Source organism: Methanohalophilus levihalophilus (assembly GCF_017874375.1).
In the GTDB taxonomy this organism is placed as follows: Archaea; Halobacteriota; Methanosarcinia; order Methanosarcinales; family Methanosarcinaceae; genus Methanohalophilus; species Methanohalophilus levihalophilus.
The window spans coordinates 676,121-699,632 of the sequence record NZ_JAGGLK010000001.1; the positions used below are offsets into that span (position 1 = coordinate 676,121).

General features: G+C 43.3%; 20 protein-coding genes. 16 read left to right on the forward strand and 4 right to left on the reverse strand.

What is annotated here, in order from left to right; all coding sequences use genetic code 11:
• The first annotated feature begins 64 nt into the window (after nucleotides 1–64).
• The 7 genes from J2755_RS03540 to J2755_RS03570 all read left to right on the forward strand — a co-directional run bounded on the left by J2755_RS03540 (nucleotide 65) and on the right by J2755_RS03570 (nucleotide 5,754).
• Nucleotides 65–475 carry a helix-turn-helix domain-containing protein gene (locus J2755_RS03540; protein ID WP_209679733.1) on the forward strand — a complete coding sequence of 137 codons (411 nt, stop codon included), beginning with the start codon at nucleotides 65–67 and terminating at the stop codon, nucleotides 473–475.
• A gap of 199 nt (nucleotides 476–674) precedes the next feature.
• Nucleotides 675–1,553, forward strand: coding sequence for a damage-control phosphatase ARMT1 family protein (locus tag J2755_RS03545; RefSeq protein WP_209679734.1), 879 nt, complete (start codon nucleotides 675–677; stop codon nucleotides 1,551–1,553).
• A 5-nt stretch (nucleotides 1,554–1,558) separates the two neighbouring features.
• The gene (locus J2755_RS03550; RefSeq protein WP_209679736.1) at nucleotides 1,559–1,753 is read left to right on the forward strand and encodes a CooT family nickel-binding protein; all 195 of its coding nucleotides are present in this window, start codon (nucleotides 1,559–1,561) and stop codon (nucleotides 1,751–1,753) included.
• 92 nt (nucleotides 1,754–1,845) lie between these two features.
• On the forward strand, nucleotides 1,846–2,853 hold the full coding sequence (locus tag J2755_RS03555; protein WP_209679738.1) for a type II glyceraldehyde-3-phosphate dehydrogenase: 1,008 nt from the start codon (nucleotides 1,846–1,848) through the stop codon (nucleotides 2,851–2,853).
• 16 nt (nucleotides 2,854–2,869) lie between these two features.
• A complete protein-coding gene (locus J2755_RS03560) occupies nucleotides 2,870–3,679 on the forward strand; it encodes a bifunctional fructose-bisphosphatase/inositol-phosphate phosphatase (RefSeq protein ID WP_209679740.1) in 810 nt (269 codons plus the stop codon).
• A complete protein-coding gene (locus J2755_RS03565) occupies nucleotides 3,676–4,512 on the forward strand; it encodes an NAD(+)/NADH kinase (RefSeq protein ID WP_209679742.1) in 837 nt (278 codons plus the stop codon). Before J2755_RS03560 ends, J2755_RS03565 begins: the two co-directional genes overlap by 4 nt.
• A 57-nt stretch (nucleotides 4,513–4,569) precedes the next feature.
• Nucleotides 4,570–5,754 (forward strand): homocitrate synthase family protein, encoded by a 1,185-nt coding sequence (locus tag J2755_RS03570; RefSeq protein WP_209679745.1) that lies wholly within the window; start codon nucleotides 4,570–4,572, stop codon nucleotides 5,752–5,754.
• A 5-nt stretch (nucleotides 5,755–5,759) separates the two neighbouring features.
• Here J2755_RS03570 and J2755_RS03575 read toward each other — a convergent pair whose 3' ends face one another.
• From J2755_RS03575 to J2755_RS03585, 3 genes are all read right to left on the reverse strand, one after another.
• Nucleotides 5,760–6,287, reverse strand: coding sequence for a TIGR00288 family NYN domain-containing protein (locus tag J2755_RS03575; RefSeq protein WP_209679747.1), 528 nt, complete (start codon nucleotides 6,285–6,287; stop codon nucleotides 5,760–5,762).
• A gap of 313 nt (nucleotides 6,288–6,600) precedes the next feature.
• The gene (locus tag J2755_RS03580; RefSeq protein ID WP_209679750.1) at nucleotides 6,601–7,011 is read right to left on the reverse strand and encodes a hypothetical protein; all 411 of its coding nucleotides are present in this window, start codon (nucleotides 7,009–7,011) and stop codon (nucleotides 6,601–6,603) included.
• Between the two features lie 4 nt (nucleotides 7,012–7,015).
• The gene (locus J2755_RS03585) at nucleotides 7,016–7,882 is read right to left on the reverse strand and encodes a rhomboid family intramembrane serine protease (protein ID WP_209679753.1); all 867 of its coding nucleotides are present in this window, start codon (nucleotides 7,880–7,882) and stop codon (nucleotides 7,016–7,018) included.
• A gap of 418 nt (nucleotides 7,883–8,300) precedes the next feature.
• On the opposite strand from J2755_RS03585, the gene J2755_RS11320 reads away from it, so the two are divergent.
• The 9 genes from J2755_RS11320 to J2755_RS03630 all read left to right on the forward strand — a co-directional run bounded on the left by J2755_RS11320 (nucleotide 8,301) and on the right by J2755_RS03630 (nucleotide 18,915).
• Nucleotides 8,301–8,798: a PEF-CTERM sorting domain-containing protein gene (locus J2755_RS11320; RefSeq protein ID WP_245312634.1), complete on the forward strand. Its 498-nt coding sequence runs from the start codon at nucleotides 8,301–8,303 to the stop codon at nucleotides 8,796–8,798.
• Between the two features lie 226 nt (nucleotides 8,799–9,024).
• Entirely contained in the window at nucleotides 9,025–9,531 is a 507-nt protein-coding gene (locus tag J2755_RS03595; protein WP_209679756.1) for a PEF-CTERM sorting domain-containing protein, read from the forward strand.
• 301 nt (nucleotides 9,532–9,832) lie between these two features.
• The gene (cdhA, locus tag J2755_RS03600; protein ID WP_209679759.1) at nucleotides 9,833–12,241 is read left to right on the forward strand and encodes a CO dehydrogenase/acetyl-CoA synthase complex subunit alpha; all 2,409 of its coding nucleotides are present in this window, start codon (nucleotides 9,833–9,835) and stop codon (nucleotides 12,239–12,241) included.
• On the forward strand, nucleotides 12,241–12,753 hold the full coding sequence (gene cdhB / locus J2755_RS03605; RefSeq protein WP_209679762.1) for a CO dehydrogenase/acetyl-CoA synthase complex subunit epsilon: 513 nt from the start codon (nucleotides 12,241–12,243) through the stop codon (nucleotides 12,751–12,753). Before cdhA ends, cdhB begins: the two co-directional genes overlap by 1 nt.
• Before the next feature lie 24 nt (nucleotides 12,754–12,777).
• Complete coding sequence (gene cdhC / locus J2755_RS03610; protein WP_209679779.1) at nucleotides 12,778–14,184, forward strand: CO dehydrogenase/CO-methylating acetyl-CoA synthase complex subunit beta; 1,407 nt, start codon at nucleotides 12,778–12,780, stop codon at nucleotides 14,182–14,184.
• 14 nt (nucleotides 14,185–14,198) lie between these two features.
• Entirely contained in the window at nucleotides 14,199–14,951 is a 753-nt protein-coding gene (locus tag J2755_RS03615; RefSeq protein WP_209679782.1) for an ATP-binding protein, read from the forward strand.
• A 30-nt stretch (nucleotides 14,952–14,981) separates the two neighbouring features.
• A complete protein-coding gene (cdhD, locus tag J2755_RS03620) occupies nucleotides 14,982–16,301 on the forward strand; it encodes a CO dehydrogenase/acetyl-CoA synthase subunit delta (RefSeq protein ID WP_209679785.1) in 1,320 nt (439 codons plus the stop codon).
• Between the two features lie 3 nt (nucleotides 16,302–16,304).
• Nucleotides 16,305–17,717, forward strand: coding sequence for an acetyl-CoA decarbonylase/synthase complex subunit gamma (gene acsC, locus J2755_RS03625; protein WP_209679788.1), 1,413 nt, complete (start codon nucleotides 16,305–16,307; stop codon nucleotides 17,715–17,717).
• An 88-nt stretch (nucleotides 17,718–17,805) separates the two neighbouring features.
• Nucleotides 17,806–18,915 carry a DUF362 domain-containing protein gene (locus J2755_RS03630; protein WP_209679790.1) on the forward strand — a complete coding sequence of 370 codons (1,110 nt, stop codon included), beginning with the start codon at nucleotides 17,806–17,808 and terminating at the stop codon, nucleotides 18,913–18,915.
• A 70-nt stretch (nucleotides 18,916–18,985) separates the two neighbouring features.
• Here the strand turns inward: J2755_RS03630 and cobN are convergent.
• Nucleotides 18,986–23,512: cobaltochelatase subunit CobN (gene cobN / locus J2755_RS03635; RefSeq protein WP_280954365.1), on the reverse strand; the 4,527-nt coding region annotated here is incomplete at its 5' end.

The following is a 23,512-nucleotide window of genomic DNA, read 5'->3' on the forward strand; positions in this document are numbered from 1 at the left end:
TTTTATTTAAATGTTTTCCGTAGCGAACCAAATGTTTTATACATATAAAGCACAATCATAAGACATGGTAAAAAAAGAAATGTATCCAATTCAAGAAAAAGTGACTTTTGAGGAACTTGAAAAGAGGATCAAGTACATCGAAACATTGATAAAAATACTGGATCGATTATATTTCGTAAGGTACAGGTACATGGGAGATTCCGTCGAAGAAGCTGCCAAAAAAGTTGGGGTGACAAAGCGTGTGGGATACATCTGGCAAAAACGCTGGAATCGTGATGGTTATCCCGGATTACTTCCACGATATAAAGGAGGAAGACCCTCAAAACTAAACCTTGAGCAAAAGGCTGAGCTTAAGCAGTATCTTGTCCAGAATGAAGGGCTCACATCGCACCAGATAAGAGAATATATTGAAGAGAAATTTGATGTAGAGTATTCATTAAAACAAGTAAGACTTATAATCAAGACATTGGGCTAAAAGTATAACTATATAAGTGCACTACATTTAAAATAATATCCTTAGATATAAACCGAATCGAGTTATGTGATCCTGTCAGGCAATAACAGACTAAAAAACGCTTTATCCTTTAACTCAGGGAAGCTGAATCGAAATTTTAAAATACTGTAGTTCACAGTTAACCATCAATTTCAGAAAACAAAAGCGGAAAGACAAAATCATGAAAATGGATCCACGCTGTACATACTGTTTACTCTCAAGAGTGCATTATGAATCAATGCTCTCGACAAAAGATGAAGAGCTTATCCGCAAAGCCCTTGTCTCCTGCATGGATGTAATGAAAGAAAAATACATTCCCGGCGTCGCTGCAGGCCACGTTTCAACAGCAGTCCACAGAAAAGCGTATGAAGTCCTTAATGATCCTGATCCTTATTATGAATTAAAGCAAGTCAGTAATCGCGCCGCTTCAAGAGTCTTCCCCATTGCGAAATCACTTATTTACGAGGGAAAGCCGAATGTAAAAGAAGCTTTCAGGAAAGCGATTCTTGCAGCAGTGATTGGGAATTTCTTCGACTTTGGCATCATGGGCCTGGAAGTTGGAGAAGATAATTTTGAAGCTACGTTTACAAAAGCTTTTGAAAAAGGACTTGAGGTCGATGATACTGACCGGATGTTTGACCTAATATCTAATACTGTATATGTAGCTGACAATTGCGGTGAAATAATCCTTGATACACTGGTGTTTGACATTATCCGAAAGCAAGGAGGAAAAGTAACTCTTGTTATCCGTGGCGAACCAATGTTAACTGACGTTACGATGGAAGATGTTAAGGCACTTGGAATCGAAGAACATGTAGACAGAATAATTACTACAGGTTGCAATGCAGTTGGAGTCTCCTTTGAGGAAGCACCGGATGAATTGCTTGAGGCGTTTGACAATGCCAGTCTTATTATTAGTAAGGGAATGGCAAATTATGAAACCCTCTCAGAGAGAACACTTCGCCCGATAGCATATCTCCTAAGAACAAAATGCGATGCTGTAGCTGAAGACATGGAATTGGAGAAAGATTGCTCTGTTGCTAAACTTTTCATGGAGTGATATGGATGTGTGAACTTAAAGCCATCTTTAAAACCGGAGACGATGAAAGTCGCACCGTAATGGAGTCTGTTACAAAAGTAATCGTAAACGACTCTCTTATAGAAATGACAGGTATCTTTGGTGAAAAGGAAGTCATTGAAGGCAAAATAAGTGAAATTGATTTCTCAAAAGGAGAACTCATAATTGTTGCAAATGACTAAATACTGCTCTGTATTATACTTTAGTGGGGTACTCTGTTCATATTAACTAAGTGGAACTCCCTTATTTTACTATTCAAGGAAGGTAAACTAAAATGGCAAAAATCAAAGTTGCTATAAATGGATACGGAACCATTGGAAAGCGTGTTGCTGATGCGGTAATGCTTCAGGAAGATATGGAAATAATCGGCATATCAAAGACAAGGCCAAATTTCGAAACACAAATGGCAGTCGAGAAAGGCTTTGACGTATACACTCCTGCTGAAAAGGTCAGCGACATGGAAAAAGCCGGAATAGAAGTTTCAGGCAATATTGAAGACATGGCTGCAAACGCTGATGTTGTGGTTGATTGTACACCAGGAGGAGTCGGAGAAAACAACAAAGCCCTCTATGAAAAGACAGGCACTAAAGCAATCTGGCAGGGCGGTGAAGACCACGAACTTGCAGGATGCTCATTCAATGCTATCAGTAACTACAGTGAAGCCCTTGGAAAGGATTTTGTCAGGGTGGTCTCATGTAACACCACAGGGCTGTGCCGGGTACTAACCCCACTTGACAGGAATTTTGGAGTTAAGAAGGCCAGAGTTACCCTTATGCGCAGGGCTGCTGATCCAAATGATATCAAGAAAGGCCCAATCAATGCAATTGTGCCTAATCCTATCAAACTACCTTCCCATCATGGCCCGGATGTAAAAACCGTAATTCCACACCTTGATGTGGCAACAACTGCAGTAAAATTGCCTACTACCCTTATGCACCTGCATACCTTAAACATCGAACTTGAAAAGGAATGCTCTGCAGAGGATGTTAAGGAACTCTTTGAACAGCAATCAAGAGTTCGCTTTGTCGGCCAGGGCATTACCTCAACTGCAGAAATTATGGAACTTGGAAAGGACCTCGGAAGACCACGTGGAGACATGTGGGAAAACTGTGTCTGGGATGAATCCATAACCATGTACGAGGGCGAATTATACTTCTTCCAGGCAATCCATCAGGAATCCGACGTAATACCTGAGAATGTAGATGCAATTCGTGCAATGACTGAGCTGGAAAGCGATCCACTCAAATCCATTGCAATTACTAACAAAAACATGGGCATTTAATGCCCATTCTTTTTTTATGGAGAACACAAACGAGTTCCTGGACATCTGTGAGAGAGCCTCAGAAAAAACTATTGAGGCAATCAGCAAACTTGTCGGGACACAAGAAGCCTATAAAGAGATATATGTAGGAGCCGACGGAACTCCCACGCGACTTATAGATGAGTTTGCAGAAAAGGCAATTCTGGAAGTCTTTGAAAGTACCGGGATTCCCATGAGAGTACTCAGCGAGGAAATCGGGGAAGTTATTTTTGGAAATAATCCGGAAATAACCATTGCGCTGGATCCACTTGACGGTACTTATAACAGTTCAATGGGAATCCCATTCTATAGCATCTCCATTGCAATTGGAAATCTGGATCTTTCAAGAGTAGATTTTGGATACGTAAGAAACCTTGCAAACAACGATACATATTATGCTATTGCTGGAAAAGGTGCATACTTCAATGGCGAAAGAATCCACATATCCGGAAAAAAAGAACTAAAAGAGGCCTGTGCAAGCCTTTACGGATACCGGAAAAATGTTGAGCACACATTAGGAATTGCCAGGGAAATCCGGCGTGTACGGCTTCTTGGAAGTGTCGCCCTGGAGCTTTGTTACGTTGCATCCGGGAAAATGGATGCTATAGTGGATGTGAGAAACTCATTAAGGCTTGTCGATGTTGCCGCTGGAAAACTCATTCTTGAGGAAGCAGGCGGCACTGTAACCAATGGTGCAGGAAGACAACTGTCACTTGATTGTAATGTTATAAACAGGCTCTCCATGGTAGCGTCAAACGGATATGTGCATAAAGCAATACTAGAATGTATTGGGGGAAAATACCAATGAAAGTCAGGAAAATCGGAATCGTTTCAAGATACGATAAAGCCGATGCAAGAGAAATGGTCAAGACTGTGGTCGAGCACTTTAAGGATAAAGTTGGTATCGCAGTCACCCCGAATTCAGCTTCATATTGTAAAATTACTGATGCCGAAATCATCCCAATTGAGAGAATGAGGGAAGCAGGCGTTGATCTGATTGTATCCATAGGCGGAGACGGCACGGTCCTGCGCAACATTTCAAAAATGGATGATCCACTGCCTTTACTCGGCATACACATGGGAAACCTTGGTTTTCTTGTAGAAACCGCTGCAGAGGATGCTATCCCTACGATTGAAAGAATACTGGATGGCTTTGAGTATGAAGAGAGAAAACGACTCAGGGTCATGTTGAACGGGAGAGAATTACCCTCTGCTACAAACGAAGTTGTCCTGACCACTGCAAGACCGGCTAAAATAATGGCTTTCAGAATAACAGTAGACCATTGCATGATAGAAGAAATACGGGCTGATGGCGTGGTTATTGCCACACCCACCGGTTCTACCGCTTATGCAATGAGTGCAGGAGGACCAATTATTGACCCCCGCGTAAATGCCACACTTATTGTCCCGCTGGCGCCTTTTAAGCTTTCTGCAAGGCCCTGGGTAGTCCCGTCAGACAGAAGTATCCGTGTTGAAATCACCATTCCTGAAAAAGAAGCTGCGATTGTTATTGACGGACAGCACAATTTTACCATGAAAATGAATGATGTAATTACACTCACAGAAGCGCCAAATCCTGCACGTTTTGTTTCAACGGACATTACTGGTTTTTACCAAAAAGTGGAGTCAAAGCTTCGATAATACCCAATGCATACTTATTTAAATGAGAGCTGAAGTTACGTTCTGACAGCGATTACTATGCCTTCAGATGAATTGTACTCCCGAAACAAACTCATTGATTACGTGGACATCAGACCCATTGACATCGAAATTTGCGATGTGACCCTCCGGGACGGAGAGCAGACGCCGGGAGTCGCTTTTACAAAAGAAGAAAAAATGGATCTTGCTACAGAATTGGATAATATCGGGATTGAAGTTATTGAAGCAGGTTTTCCGGTAGTTTCAAGTTCTGAAAAAGAAACTGTGAAATCAATCAGCAACATGGGACTTAATGCCAAGATCTGCTGTCTTTCAAGATCAATAACAACAGATGTGGATGCTGCTCTTGATTGTGATGTGGATATTGTAAGCGTATTCATAGCCATGTCTGATCTCCATCTCAGGTATAAATACCACAAAAGCTGCCACGATGTAGTTGCATGTGCAATGCACACTATTGAATATGCAAAAGATCATGGCTTAAAAGTAAGATTCGCAGCAGAAGATGCGACACGTACTGATGTAGCTCTCCTCCAGAAAGTCTTCAAGGAGGCGGAAAAATACAATGTTGAATACGTTAGCATCGCGGATACAATCGGAATACTCAATCCCAGTACAACTTACTACCTGGTAAGCAAAATCAAAGAAACCGTGAAAACCGACGTTTGCATACATTGTCATGATGATCTTGGACTGGCTACTGCAAATACGCTGGCAGCAGCCGAAGCAGGAGCAAAGCAGCTCCATACGACGGTAAACGGGATAGGGGAAAGAGCCGGAAATGCAGCCCTTGAAGAATTACTTGTTGCGTTGCGAGTCCAATACGGACTGGAAAGATATGATACGACTGGACTTAACCGGCTTTCAAGGAAACTGGAAAATTACTCTGGCCTGACAACACCTGTTAATAAGGCAATTGTTGGAAAGAATGCCTTTACCCATGAATCCGGCATACATGTGATGGCTATTCTTGAAGAGCCCCGTACATACGAATTATTCAGCCCGGAGATGGTTGGAGGGGAAAGAAACCTGATTGTAGGCAAGCATACCGGAATGAAAGCTCTTAAAGGAATCATAAAGGATATGGGATGCAATCTGGAACACGATGAACTCTGCGCTTTAATTGACAGGATTAAAAGCTGTACAGAAGTTAAAAGGGGAATCTCAAGATCCCGGCTCAAAGAAATAATTCTTGAATTAAAAGAACATGAAGGGCAGCAATAACCCCTTCATTCTTCATCCAGATCTTCCTCATCCACATCTTCTTCGTCAAGTTCTTCCATATCTTCATTCAGCATGACGACATAGTCAGAAGAGTTTTTCAATGCCGTCGAGAAACCTGGTTGAACTCCGAAAATTATCGTCTCTTTTCCATGCTCATTGGCTTTGCTTAAAAGAGGTTTAAAATCAGCATCCCTTGTTACAAGGGCAATGGTATCGATGTTGGGGTTGTGGACAAGTTCCATGCCTTCTACGGCAAGCCTGACATCCACATCGCTGGAACATATTATTGGTTCAAAACCATTGTTTTCTACAGCTTCAACCAGTTTATTTGAAGCGTACTGGTTTAGAAAAACACGACCTATTTTGACGTTTCCATACTCTTTGAGGACATCACGGATTTCCTCAAGATTCACATCGAATTCCTTACGAAGGACATTGGGACCATCAACCAAAAGTCCAATACTTCGGCGTCCTTCCTTCTTTGTACTCAGGTAATTCACAATGGAATTTATCCCGGTTTTAACATTCGCCATACTGCCTCACGATAAATGAAATAAATTCAAATAACAATTATAACTGTACCCGCATAATAACAATTAATATCATGAGATGATACGGCTAGGGTTTGGATGTTATCTTATATTACTCTATTGTGAGATATTAATCATGATTGAAACTGTTCTTAAAATGCCAAACCAGACAGATGTTAACAACGTTAACAATATAAGTCATTAACAATATATGGAAAACTTGGAGCAGGAAGTTACATTCAGTACAATTTTCAAAGAAGAAGGATTAGCCACCTCACTTTTTTGTATCCTGCTCCTAATCCATCTAACCTAAAAATTATAATTTTTCCGCAAGCATCCAGCCCCGAATATTTCCGTCTGTACAATCTGAATATTCAACACGGAAAAAATTTACGTGCTTTCTGCCTTCTTTCTTTCTAGAATAGTGTATCTCTCCACCATAGAGCAAAAATTCATTCAAAGTATCCTCAAAATGCATCCTTTCACTATTTGTAAGCTCTACTATGGATTCACCATTTCTATACCAGTTAAAAACCTTGAGCAGGAAAACTTCACGGACTCGTTTGAAGTTATCAGTATTTTCAAAACTATCTAAATAGACAGTATGTTTGAGTTCAGGAGACCATGCAGCGATTTTTCTCTCGAGATCTATAAAGCTGATAGGAATTTCCTCACCTTCATGCGGTCTTGGCCTGTAAGAGGAAAGCCGCTGAAGCCTGCCTTCCATGAAGTCAACTCCCGTAAGTCCTGCGTTTTCTGCCCATGGCTTTAATCCGAAGGCCCATGTAAAGACCAACCGCAATTCCACTCAGGTGAGCAGTATGGGCAACCATGTCATTTGTACCCATCAGTGCAAAGTCCAGTATCGCAAACAGGATAAGAGCATGTTTGATTCTCATCGGGAAGAAGAAAACATAAACCGGCAATTCCGGCGCAAGAATGGTCAGTGTTGCAAAAACTCCCATAATTGCTCCGCTTGCACCAACCAACGGCAGTGTGGTACTTGAAGTAAGCGAAAAACCAATCGCTGCGACTATGCCAGAAATGAAATAAACATACAGGAAAGTACGATTGCCTATCCTTCTTTCAAGTTCCCTGCCAAAGAAAAACAGAACCATCATGTTGAAGAAAAGATGGGATAAACTCGCATGCAAAAACATGTGAGTTATGATAGTCCATGGAAGGGAGAAAAGATCGTTCGGATAAAGCTGGAATAAGCCGTAAAAAATACCCAAAAATCCCGGAAACAAAACTGAAAGGAATCTGGGAATAAAAAATGCCGCTACACATGTAATTAAGATAGCCATTGATGGGCTGCTGTAAAATGAACGACGGGTGCGATAGGCAAAGTCATTTGCCGCTCCCTTGGCAGCTCCTTTTGCTGCATTCTTGAAGAAGACCTTAAACATCTCATCGTTGCCTGGAGAGCGATAAGTCCTCCCAGCACCGGGTTGGTTCCCAAAACGAGAGGAGCGATCTACGCCTGAGCAGGCATGTTGATGAGGCAACCTGTGTTCTGCACAGAAAGTATGCCCGCAATAAGGACATCCTGCTAAAAAGGAATCTTGCTTACCACAGATCCAGCAACTGTTTTCCAAACTATCCTCCGATAAGAAAATCCGGCTCTATGCTTATAATTGTATCGGAAATCGGTATTACATTTGTGATTGAAAGTTCAATAAATAATAGATTATATATACAATATGGACAATTAATCAAATTAAGCAAGTATGCTTAGAAAAAGAATGAATTGTAACAGGGGTTTGAATAATAGCGATTACAAATGGGCGTTTGCTATTGCTCGTAGGCATGGCGCTTATGGGATTATTGGGATTACTTTATCTGGGACTTGAACTTTGTTTTTGAAAGAAGAATTTGCAAATAAATGTTTTGAATTCCGAATTTTTGTTTCTGGAAATGCCTCCTAATAACGATTTCTTAACATCGTTTTGTACGGCTATATAACCCATAAATAACACATAATTATGTAACTACATCTGGTGGAGAGTGGTACACATGTTAAAGAATTTTTTAATAGCGATGCTAGTACTGGCGATTGCAATCCCACTTGCAACAGCAGCAAGTGTTACACCGTATTTGTTTGAAAATTGGCAGTCCGGTAATGCCGAATTCGAATGTGAACAGGCTGGAGGATGTGGAAATGCTGCATACAAAATCGATAATTGGAATGAAACAACTCCCGGCGTAATGGATGGGGAATACGTCCATGCAGGCAATACTATAACTATTTCAAACAGTGACAACAAAACCTTTGACTGGAGTTCAGAATATCAGGTTTGCAGAGTGATTGTAAAGGCTGGCACAGATGCATACCTCTATAATTATACTGGCGCATACAGCGACACTGGGCTTGTTGCTCCGGAAGGCAAGGATATCAGCCATGTAACATTCTGTTTCACCATTGATACGGAAATTCCGGAATTCCCAACTGTGGCGCTGCCGGTTGCTGCAATTCTCGGACTTGCATTTATTTTCCTTCGAAAGAAAGAGTGATTGCATGAAGTAAAATGAACATCTGTTGATCCAGATGTTCGACTTTCTCTTTTCTTTGCCCATACCATCCGAAGCCTACCTTTTCTGGAAAACAGTCTTTGAAAGTCGAATCTCAGTTTCGAAACATACCTCATAATGATGAGCATCATCCTAAAATATTGAGAAATGTTTATAAAATAGAACTGATATATACTAACTTAAGTAAACATAATTGAAGGTGGTACAAATGTTGAAGAAAATTATCATAGCAATGCTTGTGCTGGCAGTGGCAATTCCACTGGCAACGGCAGCAAGTGTAGAACCAACGTATTTCCCTAGCTGGACTCCCCCACCGGGAGGACCTGAAGAGGAATGTAAGCTGGCAGACTCATGTGGAGAATATGCATACAAAATTGAGCCTTGGAATGAAACCACAGGAGCAAATGGTACTTACACTCATGCAGGCACGGGTAACACCATTACCATTACAAACAGTAACGGTACATACTTCGATTGGGAATCAGATGATCCGGTTTGCACGGTAATAGTAAAGGCAGCTACGAGTGCGAATGTGTACTCCTACGGTGCTGCATACAATGACACCGGACTCGTTCCACCCAGTACAAATGCAATAAGCCACGTAACATTCTGTTTCAACAGTGACTTTGAGATTCCGGAATTCCCAACAGTGGCACTTCCAATTGCTGCAATTCTCGGACTTGCGTTTATCTTTACACGTCGCAGGAATGAGTGATTGTATAAACTGAAATGAACATCTGACATCCAGATGTTCAAACTTTTTCTTTTTTGTAATTCTTTGCTTTAATTCACTTATTGTCTTCTGATCTGAAATGTAAACGGTGAAAACAGAGCAAATAATTCTACAAGTATAATCGTGATAAATACTCGTAATGCTTATATATTTGATTCCCATAGATAGTCCGACAGTCTTCTATACTGTAAATACCGTTGAGTTTTATTCAATTTGTAACGCCCATTGCAGTTGTGGTATTAATTGCAATGTGCAAGAGGCCATCCAGGAGGATAATAAAAAAATGAGTGAACTGAAATCAGGCACGTTCTCAGTCGATGAGCTTGAGAATGTCCAGATCACCATAGGTAGCATTGTGGGTGCTATCGAACAAGCCGCAGAAGAAGAGGGAGAAGTGGGTCCAACCGTAAAACCAAAGGTTTCTGATCTAAGAGACTGGGATCACAAACTTCTCGACAAATACAACCCTGTTTACACTCCTATGTGTGATCAGTGTTGTTACTGTACTTTTGGTACATGTGACCTTACAGGAAACAAGGAAGGTGCCTGTGGTATCAACATGGAAGGACACAACGCAAGGGAATTCCTGCTTCGTGTCATCACAGGAGCAGCCGCTCACTCCGGTCACGGAAGACACCTGCTGCACCACCTGATTGATCTTTACGGAAAAGATTATCCACTGAAAGTAGGACCATCAAACATTATTGCACCAAACGTTCAGCTTGTTACCGGTAAGAAACCGGAAACCCTTGGCGACCTTGATGATGCACTGGATTACGTGGAAGAACAGCTTGTCCAGCTTCTCGCAGCTGTCCACATGGGACAGGAAGGAGAATCCATTGACTTTGAATCCAAGGCACTGCATGGCGGAATGCTTGACCACGTCGGAATGGAAGTCTCAGATATAGCCCAGATATCCTGCCTCGATATGCCAAAAGCCGAGGAAGGCACTGACATGGCTGAAATCGGAATGGGAACTATCGATTCCGAAAAGCCTGTCCTGCTGGTTATCGGACACAACGTAGCTGGTATTACCAACATTATCGATTATATGGACGACCACAATCTTAGTGACAAAATAGAACTTTGTGGTCTCTGTTGTACTGCCCTTGACATGACAAGATACAAGACCGAAGGCGGAGATGTTCCAAAAGCAAAGGTCGTAGGAACCCTTGCAAAGGAACTCAAGATGATCAGATCCGGTGTTCCTGATGTTGTCGTTGTTGATGAGCAGTGTGTACGCGCCGATATTCTCAGGGAAGCAAGAGAACTTATGATGCCTGTCATCACAACCAATGACAAAATCATGTACGGCCTTCCAAACCGCTCAGATGACGACGTTGAAGATATCATTAATGATCTTAAGGAAAGAAAACAGGACGGCGCACTGATTCTTGACTTCAATAAACTCGGGGAAATCGCACCAAGACTTGCACAGGAAATGTCCGTAATACGCAAGGAAAAAGGTGTTGCAGCACTCCCAACCGATGAAGAATTCAAGGAACTTACTAACAAATGTGTCCACTGCCTTGCCTGTGAACTTGACTGCCCGGCAAACCTTCCTATCAGCGATGCAATGACAGCTGGTGCAGAAGGCAACCTTGTTCCATTCGAAGAGCTGCATGACAAATGTATTGGTTGTGGCAGATGTGATCAGGCCTGTCCAAAAGACATTCCGGTGCTCAATGTAATTGAGAAAGCATCCCAGAAAGTTATCCGTGAGGAGAAGGGCAAAGTCCGTGTTGGAAGAGGACAGATCAGCGATCCTGAAATCCGTGAAGAAGGTGTCAATCTTGTCATGGGAACCACTCCTGGTATCGTTGCACTTGTCGGATGTTCCAACCACCCTGAAGGAACCAAGGATCTTTATCGCATAGGCGATGAGATGCTAAAGAGGAATTACATTGTCCTTGTTTCAGGATGTACAGCCATGGATATGGGAATGTACAAGAATGAAGATGGTGAAACACTTTATGAAAGATATCCTGCAAGATTCCTCAAAGGAAATCTCATCAACGTCGGTTCATGTGTATCCAACTCCCACATCACCGGTGCTGCAATCAAAGTAGCAGCTATTTTTGCCCAGCGTAATATTACCGGAAACTATGAGGAGATTGCAGATTACATTATCAACCGTGTCGGTGCTGTCGGGGTAGCATGGGGAGCATATTCCCAAAAAGCTGCTTCAATTGGAACCGGATGCAACCGTCTTGGAATTCCTGTAATTGTAGGACCCCACGGTTCAAAATACCGCAGGGCACTCATAGGCAAACCCTATGAAGAGGACAAATGGTCAGTATATGATGCAAGGGATGGAACTATTATCAAAACTCCCGCAGCACCCGAATACCTCCTGACGTCCGCTGAGACCGTTGAGGAACTTATGCCGATGCTTGCCAAGAGCTGCATCCGCCCAAGTGACAACAACATGGGAAGGATGATCAAACTGACTCACTATATCGAGCTCAGCGAGAAATATCTTGGAGTCATACCTGAAGACTGGTACAAATTCGTCAGGACTGAAACAGATCTTCCGCTTGCAAGGCGTGAAGAACTGCTCAAGACACTCGAGCAGGAACACGGATGGGAAATTGACTGGAACAAGAAGAAGATTCTTTCCGGGCCAACCACCAAGTCAGATGTTTCAGCCCAGCCAACAAATGTCAAGAGACTCTGTAAGGAGGCATGCTAATGGCAGACGTTACCAAGAACTTAAAAGTATACACCACATACGGTCCAAAGAACGCAAGACCTGCCCAACCTTCTGTAGTCGCAAAAATGGTTGCAAAGGCAAAAAGGCCCTTGCTGGTTGTTGGAGCGGAAATCCTGAAGGACGAGAAACTCGACAAAGCTATCGCAATTGCACAGAAAGGTATTCCTGTGGCAGCCACAGGACATACCATGAAGGGTTTAAAGGATGCTGAAGGTGTTGATGCAAAGTACATCAACATCCATTTCCTTGCCACCTACCTCTGTGATCCTAACTGGCAGGGACTTGACGGTAAAGGACCTTACGATCTCATATTGTTCCTTGGACACAAGAAGTACTACGTCAACCAGGCACTTTCCGGGTTGAAGAACTTCTCAAACCTCAAGACAATTGCAATTGAGAGACATTTCATCCAGAATGCAACACTGTCTTTCGGAAACATTAAACCTGAAGTACACCTAGAAGCATTAGACGAACTTATAGCAGACCTTTGATCATTTTATAGAGAGGATTTAAGAATGGCTGAAGATTTTCCTTTTGAAATTTCCCCGATGTTCGAGGGAGAAAGAATACGGAAAAATGACATGCATGTTGAACTTGCAGGTCCAAAATCCGTTGGTTTTGAACTTGTAAGAGCTTCTGATTTAGATGATGTTGAAGATGGCAAATTCACACTTATTGGTCCTGATCTTTCCGAAATGGATGAAGGTGGAAGATACCCCTTCGCCATGATCTACAAGATCGCCGGAGAATTAGTGGAAGAAGACCTCGAATCCATTGTGGAAAGAAGGAATCACGACTTCCAGAACTATGTCCAGGGACTGATGCACTTAAACCAGCGTTATGACGTGTGGGTACGTGTAAGCAAAGAGGCAGTCGGGAAAGGAATGACTTCCTTTGAATCCGTTGCCAAAGCAATAATGATGCTCTTCAAAAATGAGCTTCCTTTCATAGAGAAAGTAGAAGCCATTTATATCACAGACAAAGAAGAAATCGAGAAAAGACTCGATGAAGCAAAAGAAGTGTACAAGTCCAGGGATGACAGGACACGTAACCTTCATGATGAGGACGTGGACACATTCTACGGCTGTACTCTCTGCCAGTCCTTCGCACCTTCAAATGTCTGTGTAATTACTCCTGACAGGGTTTCCCTGTGTGGCGCAATCAACTGGTTTGACGGTCGTGCAGCTGCAAAAGTCGACCCGGAGGGTCCCCAGTTCGCAATTCCAAAAGGCGACGTTATTGACGAGGAATCCGGAGAATACACCGGTGTTAACGACCTTGCAAAATCCCTCTCAAGTGGCGAATACGACAGGATCAAACTCCACTCATTCTTTGAATACCCACACACATCCTGCGGATGTTTTGAGGTAGTCGGTTTCTATATCCCAGAAGTCGATGGTATCGGATGGGTAGACAGGGACTTCGCAGGAGTGGCGCCTAACGGATTACCATTCTCCACAATGGCCGGACAGACCGGTGGTGGAAAGCAGGTTGCAGGTTTCCTTGGTGTCGGTATCAATTACTTCCGTTCTCCAAAATTCATACAGTCCGATGGCGGCTGGAACCGTGTTGTCTGGATGCCAAAGCATCTGAAAGACAGGGTTCTCAGCGACATACCAGCGGATATTGCAGACAAAGTTGCAACAGAAGAAGATGTCAGCGATCTTGAAACCCTTAAGAACTTCCTGAAAGAGAAAAACCACCCAATCGTGGAGAAATGGGAAGCTGAAGAAGAGGAAGAGACATCCGAAGAAGTCGCTGAAGCGACCCCTGCTGCTGCAGCAATGCCACAGATGCAGGCAACCATGCCAATGACCTTCCCCGCAATGCCACAGATGAGTGGCGGTATGGGTGGAGTGAAAATCATTCTGAAGAATGCAAAGGTATCGGTTGACAAGATAATCATTAAGAAGAACGACTAAAACCGGTGTTCCCTGTGACAAGGACAATTGCAATCACCGGCAAAGGCGGAACCGGGAAGACAGCTGTTACGACTCTTCTCATTCGCCATTTAGCCGCATCAAACCAGGAGATTCTGGCTATAGATGCCGATCCTGACACTAACCTCCCTGAGACCTTGGGATGTGACGTGGAAAGGACAATCGGTGATATGAAGGAATTCATGATGGAAGAGCGAGACAATCTTCCACCTGATGTCAACAAGGAATCCATTTTCGAGTCAAAGATATACGAAATCCTGACTGAAATGCCTCAATATGACCTTATGGTAATGGGAAGGCCGGAAGGTTCAGGATGTTACTGTTATATCAACAATCTGCTCCGTGGAATTATGGACAAGATGGTTGAGAATTACGACACAGTAATAATGGATACCGAAGCCGGACTGGAGCATTTCAGCCGGAAAATCATCAGGAATGTGGATGATTTGATTGTTGTTACCGACGGATCACGCCGCGGTTTGCGTACCGCTGAACGTATTCGGGAACTTGTAGAAGAGCTCGAAACCCATGTCGGAAATATCTATGTGATTGCAAACAAAGTCACTGATGAAACAAGGGAAACCATCAAGCAGACCGCAGAGGATTTGGGACTTACACTTATAGGACTCGTGCCGGCAGATGAGATGATCGTCGAAAGGGATCTTAGAGGAATACCCCTTTTTGATCTTCCTGACGAATCTGCCGCGGTCACTGAAGTAAATAAAATCGCAGAGAGACTGGGGTTGTAAACAACCATAAACCTAAAATGGTGAATCATTATGTCGAACAAGCTCAAGCTTGCAGATTTTAACAAGCTTTTCAAAGACCTCGATGTTGAATCCCTTGAAGGGGTTACAATTGAGGGAGATATAGAATTAAATATCAGCGGCGGAGGTGGCTTAAACCCTGCTATGGCATATGCCCTCGGACATGAAGCTGCCCAGATATCATTACATATCGCTAACATTGCCAGAATGCTGGGATATCCTGTAGATCAGCTTTTTGCAGAAGGAATGGGACTTGTACCTCCTTCTCCTGCAACTGTCGCAGAACCCGCAATCCAGAATTTGATTGATAGCAAATTCGAGGTTGCAAAGATTGCCGAATGGAACACACCAATTCAGGAAGTTACACTCGGTGCTACTTCCGCAGATGGTGGCAGCAGGAAAAAGACAGTTACACTCGGTGGGGAAAAGGCAATGCCTTACTACTTCGATGCGGAAATGCCTCACCGCAATTATGTTACCATAGATGTTTTTGACATGCCAATTTCCATGGCAAAATCAGTTAAAGGCAACTATGCAGACGTTATGGAAGATCCTGCAGAATGGGCCAAGAAGGTTGTCAACGATTACAATGCTGATATGGTAACCATACACCTGATTTCTACTGATCCTCTTATCAACGACACTCCTGCCAAGGAAGCTGCAAAGGTTGTGGAAGATGTGCTTCAGGCTGTTGATGTACCGATCGTCATTGGTGGATCCGGTAACCCACAGAAAGACCCAGAAGTACTTGAAAGGGCAGCAGAAGTTGCAGAAGGCGAACGTGCTTTGCTCGCATCTGCCAGCCTGAATCTTGACTATGAAAGGGTGGCAAAAGCTGCAACTGACCACGGTCACGCAGTACTTGCATGGACACAACTTGAAATCAATGCACAGAAAGAGCTTAATCGTAAGCTCATGAAGCAGTGCAACGTTCCAAGGGACAGCATTGTTATGGATCCAACTACAGCAGCGCTTGGTTACGGTCTTGACTATGCTTACAGCAACATGGAAAGAATAAGGATGTCCGCACTGATGGGAGATGAGGAACTCAACTTCCCAATGTCTTCAGGTACCACAAACGCCTGGGGAGCCAGGGAATCCTGGATGAAAGAATCACCTCTTGCAGGCGATTCAGACTGGGGTCCAAGGGAATACAGAGGTCCAATCTGGGAAATAGTTACAGGTCTTACCCTTTCCCTCGCAGGAAACGATATGTTCATGATGATGCATCCAACATCCGTACAGGTGCTCAAGGAAATTACCCAGACACTGTTCGGCAGCATAGAATCCACGCCAACAGACATTAGCAACTGGGTAACAGCGGAGGTGTGATAAATGAAAGTTAACAGCCCCCTTGAGGCCTACAAATACCTGCCAAAAACAAACTGTGGCAGATGTGGCGAAGATACCTGTATGGCATTTGCTTCCCACCTGATTGATAGATCAAACAAGGCTACAGACTGTCTTCCTATGGTTGAGGATGACAAGTTCACCAAGAAGCTCGAAGAACTCGAAGCTCTTCTTGCGCCTGAGATCAGGGAAGTTACTATCGGCGTTGGTGAGAAAGCAGTTAAAATCGGTGGAGACGATGTTCTTTTCCGTCACAAGCTTACATTCTTCAACAAAACCGCTTATGCATATGATGTAACCGACACCATGGATGAGAAGGAATTACTGGAACGTGTGAACGCAATCCAGAATTTCAAGAAATTCTATGTTGGAGATTTCCTTAGCGTTGATATGGTTGCAGTCCGTTGTGTTTCCGGCAATCCTGAAACATTCGCTACTACAGTGAAAAAGGTCATGGAAACCACTGAACTTCCAATGGTTCTCTGCTCCTTTGATCCGGCAGTCCTGAAAGCCTCTCTTGAAGTGGCCGCAGAGAGGAAACCTCTGCTTTATGCTGCAACAAAAGACAACTGGCAGGACATGGCTGCTCTTGCAAAGGAATATGAAGTTCCTGTAACTCTCTTTGCACCAAATGATCTTGACATGCTCAAGACCCTTGCAAAGACTTTCAGCGAAATGGGAATTGATGACCTTGTGCTTGATCCGGGTACCATGCCAACCGGCAAGGACCTGAAAACCACTTTTGGCAATTTCCTGAAAATCAGGAGAGCAGGAATTGAAGGTGACAGGGATATTGCATATCCGATTATGGCAGTGCCACTTACAGCATGGATGGCATATGATGATGAGATAAGCGCATCCTACTGGGAAACCGTGCTTGCATCCGTATTTACAATCAAATACGGCGACATCATGATAATGCACAGCATCCAGCCACACGCATTGCTCCCACAGGTTCACATCCGTGATACCATCTACACTGACCCACGTAAACCCGTGACAGTAGATCCTGGAATTATGGAAGTTGGCGAACCAAATGCTGATTCACCAATTATCATTACCACAAACTTCGCTCTCACATACTACACAGTAGAGAGTGATGTTTCATCCAATCAGGTAGACTGCTACATTGCAGTTGTTGATACCGACGGTATTGGTGTGGAAGCATCTGTCGCTGGTGGACAGCTTACAGCTGCCAAGATCAAGAAGACCCTTGATGATGCAGGCTTTGACCTGAAAGACAAGACCTCTTTCAACACCGTCATCCTTCCGGGACTTTCCGCAAGGCTGCAGGGTGATGTTGAAGACCAGCTTGGTTCAAAGGTCCTTATAGGTCCTGCAGATTCAGGAAGACTTCCTGGATGGCTGGAAACCAACTGGCCACCTGAGAACAAGTAAATTCATTAATCCTGCCTTGAATGGCGGGATTCTCTTTTTTCTTTTTAACCACTATAGTTATAGTCCAACACTTACTAAATTGGACTTCATGAAAAGCAAGGTCTTTTTCACCGATTTGAAAGTCCGGAAGGATTTTGAAAACACCCTGAGCAAAATCAGGCGCCTTTTTGACGCGGCAGGATTCGAGTCCTTAATTGATGAGAATGATCTTACCGCTATAAAATTACATTTCGGTGAAAGAGGTAACGAAGGATTCATAAGCCCGGTGCATGTCCGGCAGGTTGTGGAAAAATTGCAGGATTCTGGGGCAAAACCCCTCCTGACGGATACAAATACACTGTACTCAGGTTCCCGCCGCAATGCTGTAGATCACCTGACAACTGCCATAGAGCATGGATTCGGTTATGAGGTCACAAGGGCACCTCTTGTTATTGCAGACGGCCTTGATGGAAAGGATTTCCGTGAGACTGCAATTTCAGGAACTCATTTTGATAAAGTCAAAATTGCATCATCGATTGCGGATGCCTCCGGCATGATAGTAATGTCTCACTTCAAGGGACACGAACTTGCGGGTTTTGGTGGAGCTATCAAGAACCTTGCCATGGGATGTGCAGCAGTTCCCGGCAAGATGGAGCAGCATGCAGGATTACATCCTGAAATCGATCCTGACACCTGTGTTGGATGTGGAAAGTGTGTTGATACCTGTATTTATGAAGCTCTGGAACTTTCCGGAGGGATTGCGTCTGTCAGGCATGAAAGCTGTGTTGGGTGCGGGGAATGCATGCTGGTGTGTCCTGTTGAAGCAATCGGATTTAACCATGAAAGGGATTCTGAAAAGTTCATTGAGATTATGACTGAATATGCCCTTGGAGCGGTCACAGGGAAGCAGCAGAAAGTCGGCTACATGAATTTCCTTGTTAACATAACCCCGGACTGTGATTGCGTACCATGGAGCGATATCCCACTTGTACCGGATATCGGAATTCTTGCGTCTACTGACCCTGTAGCGATTGATGCAGCAAGTCTCTACCTCGTGAACCAGCAACATGGGATTGTTCACTCAAAACTGCATTCCAATTTTGAAATAGGGGAAGATAAGTTCAAGGGAGTCTGGGAAAATGCAGAGGGAAATCACCAGCTTGATTATGGAGAGAAGATTGGACTTGGAAGCAGGGATTATGAACTGATAAATATATAACTGCTAGATACTAAAAAATCAAAAAAGGAAAAAAAGAAAGTGAGCCCGGAAATTCCGGGCGCTGTCTGTTTTAGATACCTCTTCTCCTGTATCCGGCGTACATCACTCCCACTGCCATCAGTACAAGTATTGTGCCTATGATGTCAGCACCGGAGAACGCCATACTACTAGATTTCTCAGGTTGCTGAGACTCCTTGTTCATTTCGTAGCCTTCAACATAAGAACTGGATTCCTGTGGTAATGGTTCCTGCAGTGATTCACCATATCCACCAGGACTTGCATAAGTCTGGTTCTCTGTACCGGAAGAAACGATCTGAGCCTCACCGGTTCCACCAGAGCTACTGCTCTTGGAAGAGGTTGTAGAACTCTGAGTATCTCCATTGCTCTGAGTAGTTCCGGTTAACTCCTGCCTTAGTCTCTGATATTCCTCTGCCGTCTCCTGGTCAACAACACCAGGAACTGACATAATACCCTGCACATACTCATCCAACAGAGGATTTCCACAGGTATGGTGGCAGCAGGTAAAACCATTTTCGACCACAGATTCCACGTATTCCTTAACAAGATGCTGGACAATCTCGTCAGGTGCATCCCAGCCTTCTTTTCTTGTAGTTTCAAGTAGTCTTCCTGTCATCGACTGGTAATGGTACGGACTCGTCTCCTTAAGCCAGTCACTGACTTCAGGATCATTTATATAGGTCTGATAAGCCTGTTCCCACATAGCATCTGTTATCAACTCCGGGTTTGTAGCTTCCCACATCCATAGAACTTCAAAGAAATCACTCATTTCGGAAGCCCCTGCATAACCATGTGCCATCATTCCTTCAATCCATGTTGGATTAAAATATCTGGAATAAAGTTCAGTAAAAGCATATGATTCCAATGTCTGGACCTCTTCAGAACCTGGAGACTCCAGATTAATTACGTATGAATCAGGCGCATTTCCTGAAAGGTATTCTATCAAAAGATTTAAGCCTCCCAGATACTGAACAAAATCATCATTGTCGAACATTCCATACAGATTGGAACTACGACTGTGAGCCGTAACTTCTACATCAATTAGATTCATACTGTACAGGGAATCAACATCTGTACCCCACACATTCTGACCATATGCATGACTCATCCGGCTCAGGAACAATTCTGCAAGTTTATCAGTATTATTCCACGTATCACTTGCCTCTATGGCATTTGGAAGACCTGTTCCGTATGCTCCGTCAGCAGAACCGAATATTCTCAATAGTGAAAGGTTGTGCGCATCGCTTTCACTTAGAGAAGGAGTTTCGTTCATTAGGGCATCTCTGATTAAATCAGAGTTCTGCTTAACATAATTTATTGGAGGTTCATCCTGCTCGTATGAAACCTGAACTGCCTTATCAATAAGTCGCACTTTATCCGGGAACATATCCCTGTAGAGCCCTGAAATCTGGATTACTACATCTATTCGTGGCCGATCCAGATTTTCAATTGGTTTTACATCAACAACCCGGCCATTATCCCATACAGGCTCAACTCCGAGCAGATAGAATATCTGGGCTTCCATCACACCTTCATGGCGGGTAGTTTCCCCTGCCCAGAGCACATAAGCCACTTTTCGAGGATATTCACCATCGTGTTTTTCCTTATGCGCCTCAAGCATCTGATCAGCCATTAACTTACCAAGTTCCCATGCTGCCACCGTAGGAACCTTGCGCTGATCAAACGCATAGAAATTCCTGCCTGTTGGTAATGTATCAGGTTTCCCGACAGGATCACCACCCAGGTTGGCTGCTATGAATTGGCCATCAAGTGCTCTGAGAGTCTGGTTGATTTCATTCTCACTTTCTTGTATGCTAGCTGTGTACAACTGTGCATCCTCAAGATAGTGATCAATAGTCAATGAAGTCGTACCCAGCACTTCCTGCTGTGCAGCAGTTCGATTCATACCCTGATTCAAAACCAGATCCAGCAAAAGCAACTGCGCATTTTCTGAAGAATTATACTTACTTACCTCATCTGCAAAGTTTCTGCCAAGCATGGAATTTATCATTCCCGTAAGCTCGTCCCCTTGCATAGCTGTGCCCAGAATATGAAGACCATAGGGCATTGAAGTAGTTTTGAGATCATCGAGTAGGTGTTCAAGTTCTTCCAGGAACTCATCCTCAAAAGTAGTCTCATTCTCAATCAAGTTCATGTCAAGTTGTTCATCAAGATTTAACTTTTTTGTAAGGTTGATTATCTCTGCTTTATGGAACTCCTTTTGAGGCTCATACACAGCCATCTCATAGTTTATTATTGCATCACTCAGATTAGCGTGGTCACCATAGCTGCCAGCTGCAATAATTGGAGGCACAAGGTGATCAATAATTACTGCATTTCCCCTGCGTTTCGCCTGGTTTCCTTCACCGAGACCATCCATTACATAGGGATATACAACCGGCAGATGACCTGTCATTAAAGATGGCCAGTCGTATCTTGACAGCCCAAACTGCTTGCCTGGAAGCCATTCCTGTGTACCGTGCCGACCAAAGTGTACAATCGCATCTGCACCATAGCCATCATCCTTTTGCAACCAGAGGTAGAAAGCAATATACTGGTGGTGAGGAGGAAGATCCTTATCGTGATACAGAACATCGTTGTCCTGCAACCAGCCACGTGTCGGCTGTGGTGTTAGCATCACACCATCACCCGCATCAATCTTTGGTATGACCAGATACTGACCTGTATCATTTTCATACACCATGATTTCACCGGGAACCGGACCCCACATGTCAGTGACTTCTTGTTGCTTCTCCTCCGGCAACTCGCTAAACCACTGTTGATATGTCTCAACAGGCAACAAAACAACATTACCGGTTTCAACAAGTTTTTCCAATTCACCCGGCGCCCAGGTTCCGATATTGATACCCTGTGTGAGCATTGTATCAATAAGAGCTGTCTGGTTAGGAATATGGGTAGTATTAACATTATATCCAGCTTTTTCCATTTCTACCAGCATGTTACAAAGACTGGATGCAACATTCAGATAGGAAGCGCCGATACTGTCTTTTCCGCCACCATGACTGTAATAAATTATTGCTATCTTCTTTTCCTCTTCAGGTTTGTCAGCAAGATTCGTCTGGGCAATAGTTCGATCTACAAACCATTCTAATTGATAATCAATAGACCGATATTCGGTGGCTTGAGTATCTGGATTGATTTCCGATGTAGCTACAATTATTGGATCGATTGAACCTTCAAGTTCAGGAAGATCGATCTTCAGCATTTTGTTGGAAGGTAACGGGTGACTGCTATTTTCCCATTCACTGAGATTCATATAATTGTTGATTACCCAGTTCATTACAGGCACATTCAATTCTTCCGCATCGAATTTGTTCCCAAAATAGGTAGTCGTGGCAATCGCATCTACAAGTGTTTCATTATCATTTTTGAAATAGTCACCACAAGGTTGATTGTCTGAGCCGTAGGTGGCAATCACATTAACACCACGGGATTCGAATTCCCGAATCAATGCATCCACTGGTTCTATATTCAAGGGATAGTAACTCTTGTAGAAAGTAATTCCAACCGTTGGAAGAGCTGGATCATACGCATGGCTGCTATTCGTACGACCTTGATACCATTCCAGATATGTGGTTAGATTTTCAGTCAAATGCCTTTCCATATCCGGATGATAGATTGCACTGTCCGGAAGTTCTTTGGGGGATTCAACCGTAAGATCTTTTCTTCCATAACAATCATATGCAATCTTATAGACCAGATTCTCAATATTTGATGCATCATAAGCTCCGTTTGCCCAGTATACTTGAAGAACTTCTTTGAAGCTATCAGGGTCAATATTGGATGGGATACTCTCATTAAGAGCAGTATTGTCATCTATTACAACAGCTCCATTTTCAATCGCTTCATTAACCGTATCCATAAGATTCAATGCAGTAGTACTACTGAGCATCTGAACATAGATTACGTCCATGTCGCTTAGATCAGCGCCGTGTTCGTTCACAGATTCAGATAGATAATAGTGGAAAGTAATATTCTTCTCAGGATCATTGTTTATTATATCGCGGGCTTCGTTGAGCGAAATTGTATGGCTTGCATAACCAGTAACAATAGCAATATTCAGGTGAGGACTATTTGTGAATACTTCCGGTGATTGAATTTCCATCTCCTCTAATAGCAAGACAGTTACATTGCTTCTGTTATAGATTGATGAACCCATGGGTAAAACAGTCTTACCGGATATCGAAGTACGCTGAAGGAGACTAAGAGCAGCGTTTACATCAGTCTCTGTGTCTTTGCTACTGACACGTAAATCAAAGTCTGATAAAGGCTCACCGTTCTCAATCACAATTTCAGTTGTGTTGGTATACCATTTCCAGGTAGATGAACTGGAAGAGTACACATGCTGAAGTGCAACAATCGCATAATTGCCATTGGGAACGTCATTGAAACTGTAATCGCCATATTCATCACTTGTTGTATTGGCAATGAGTTCGGATGAGTCAGATGTCAGAATTACAGTAACATTGCTTCTGTTATAGATTGATGAACCCATGGGTAAAACAGTCTTACCGGATATCGAAGTACGCTGAAGGAGACTAAGAGCAGCGTTTACATC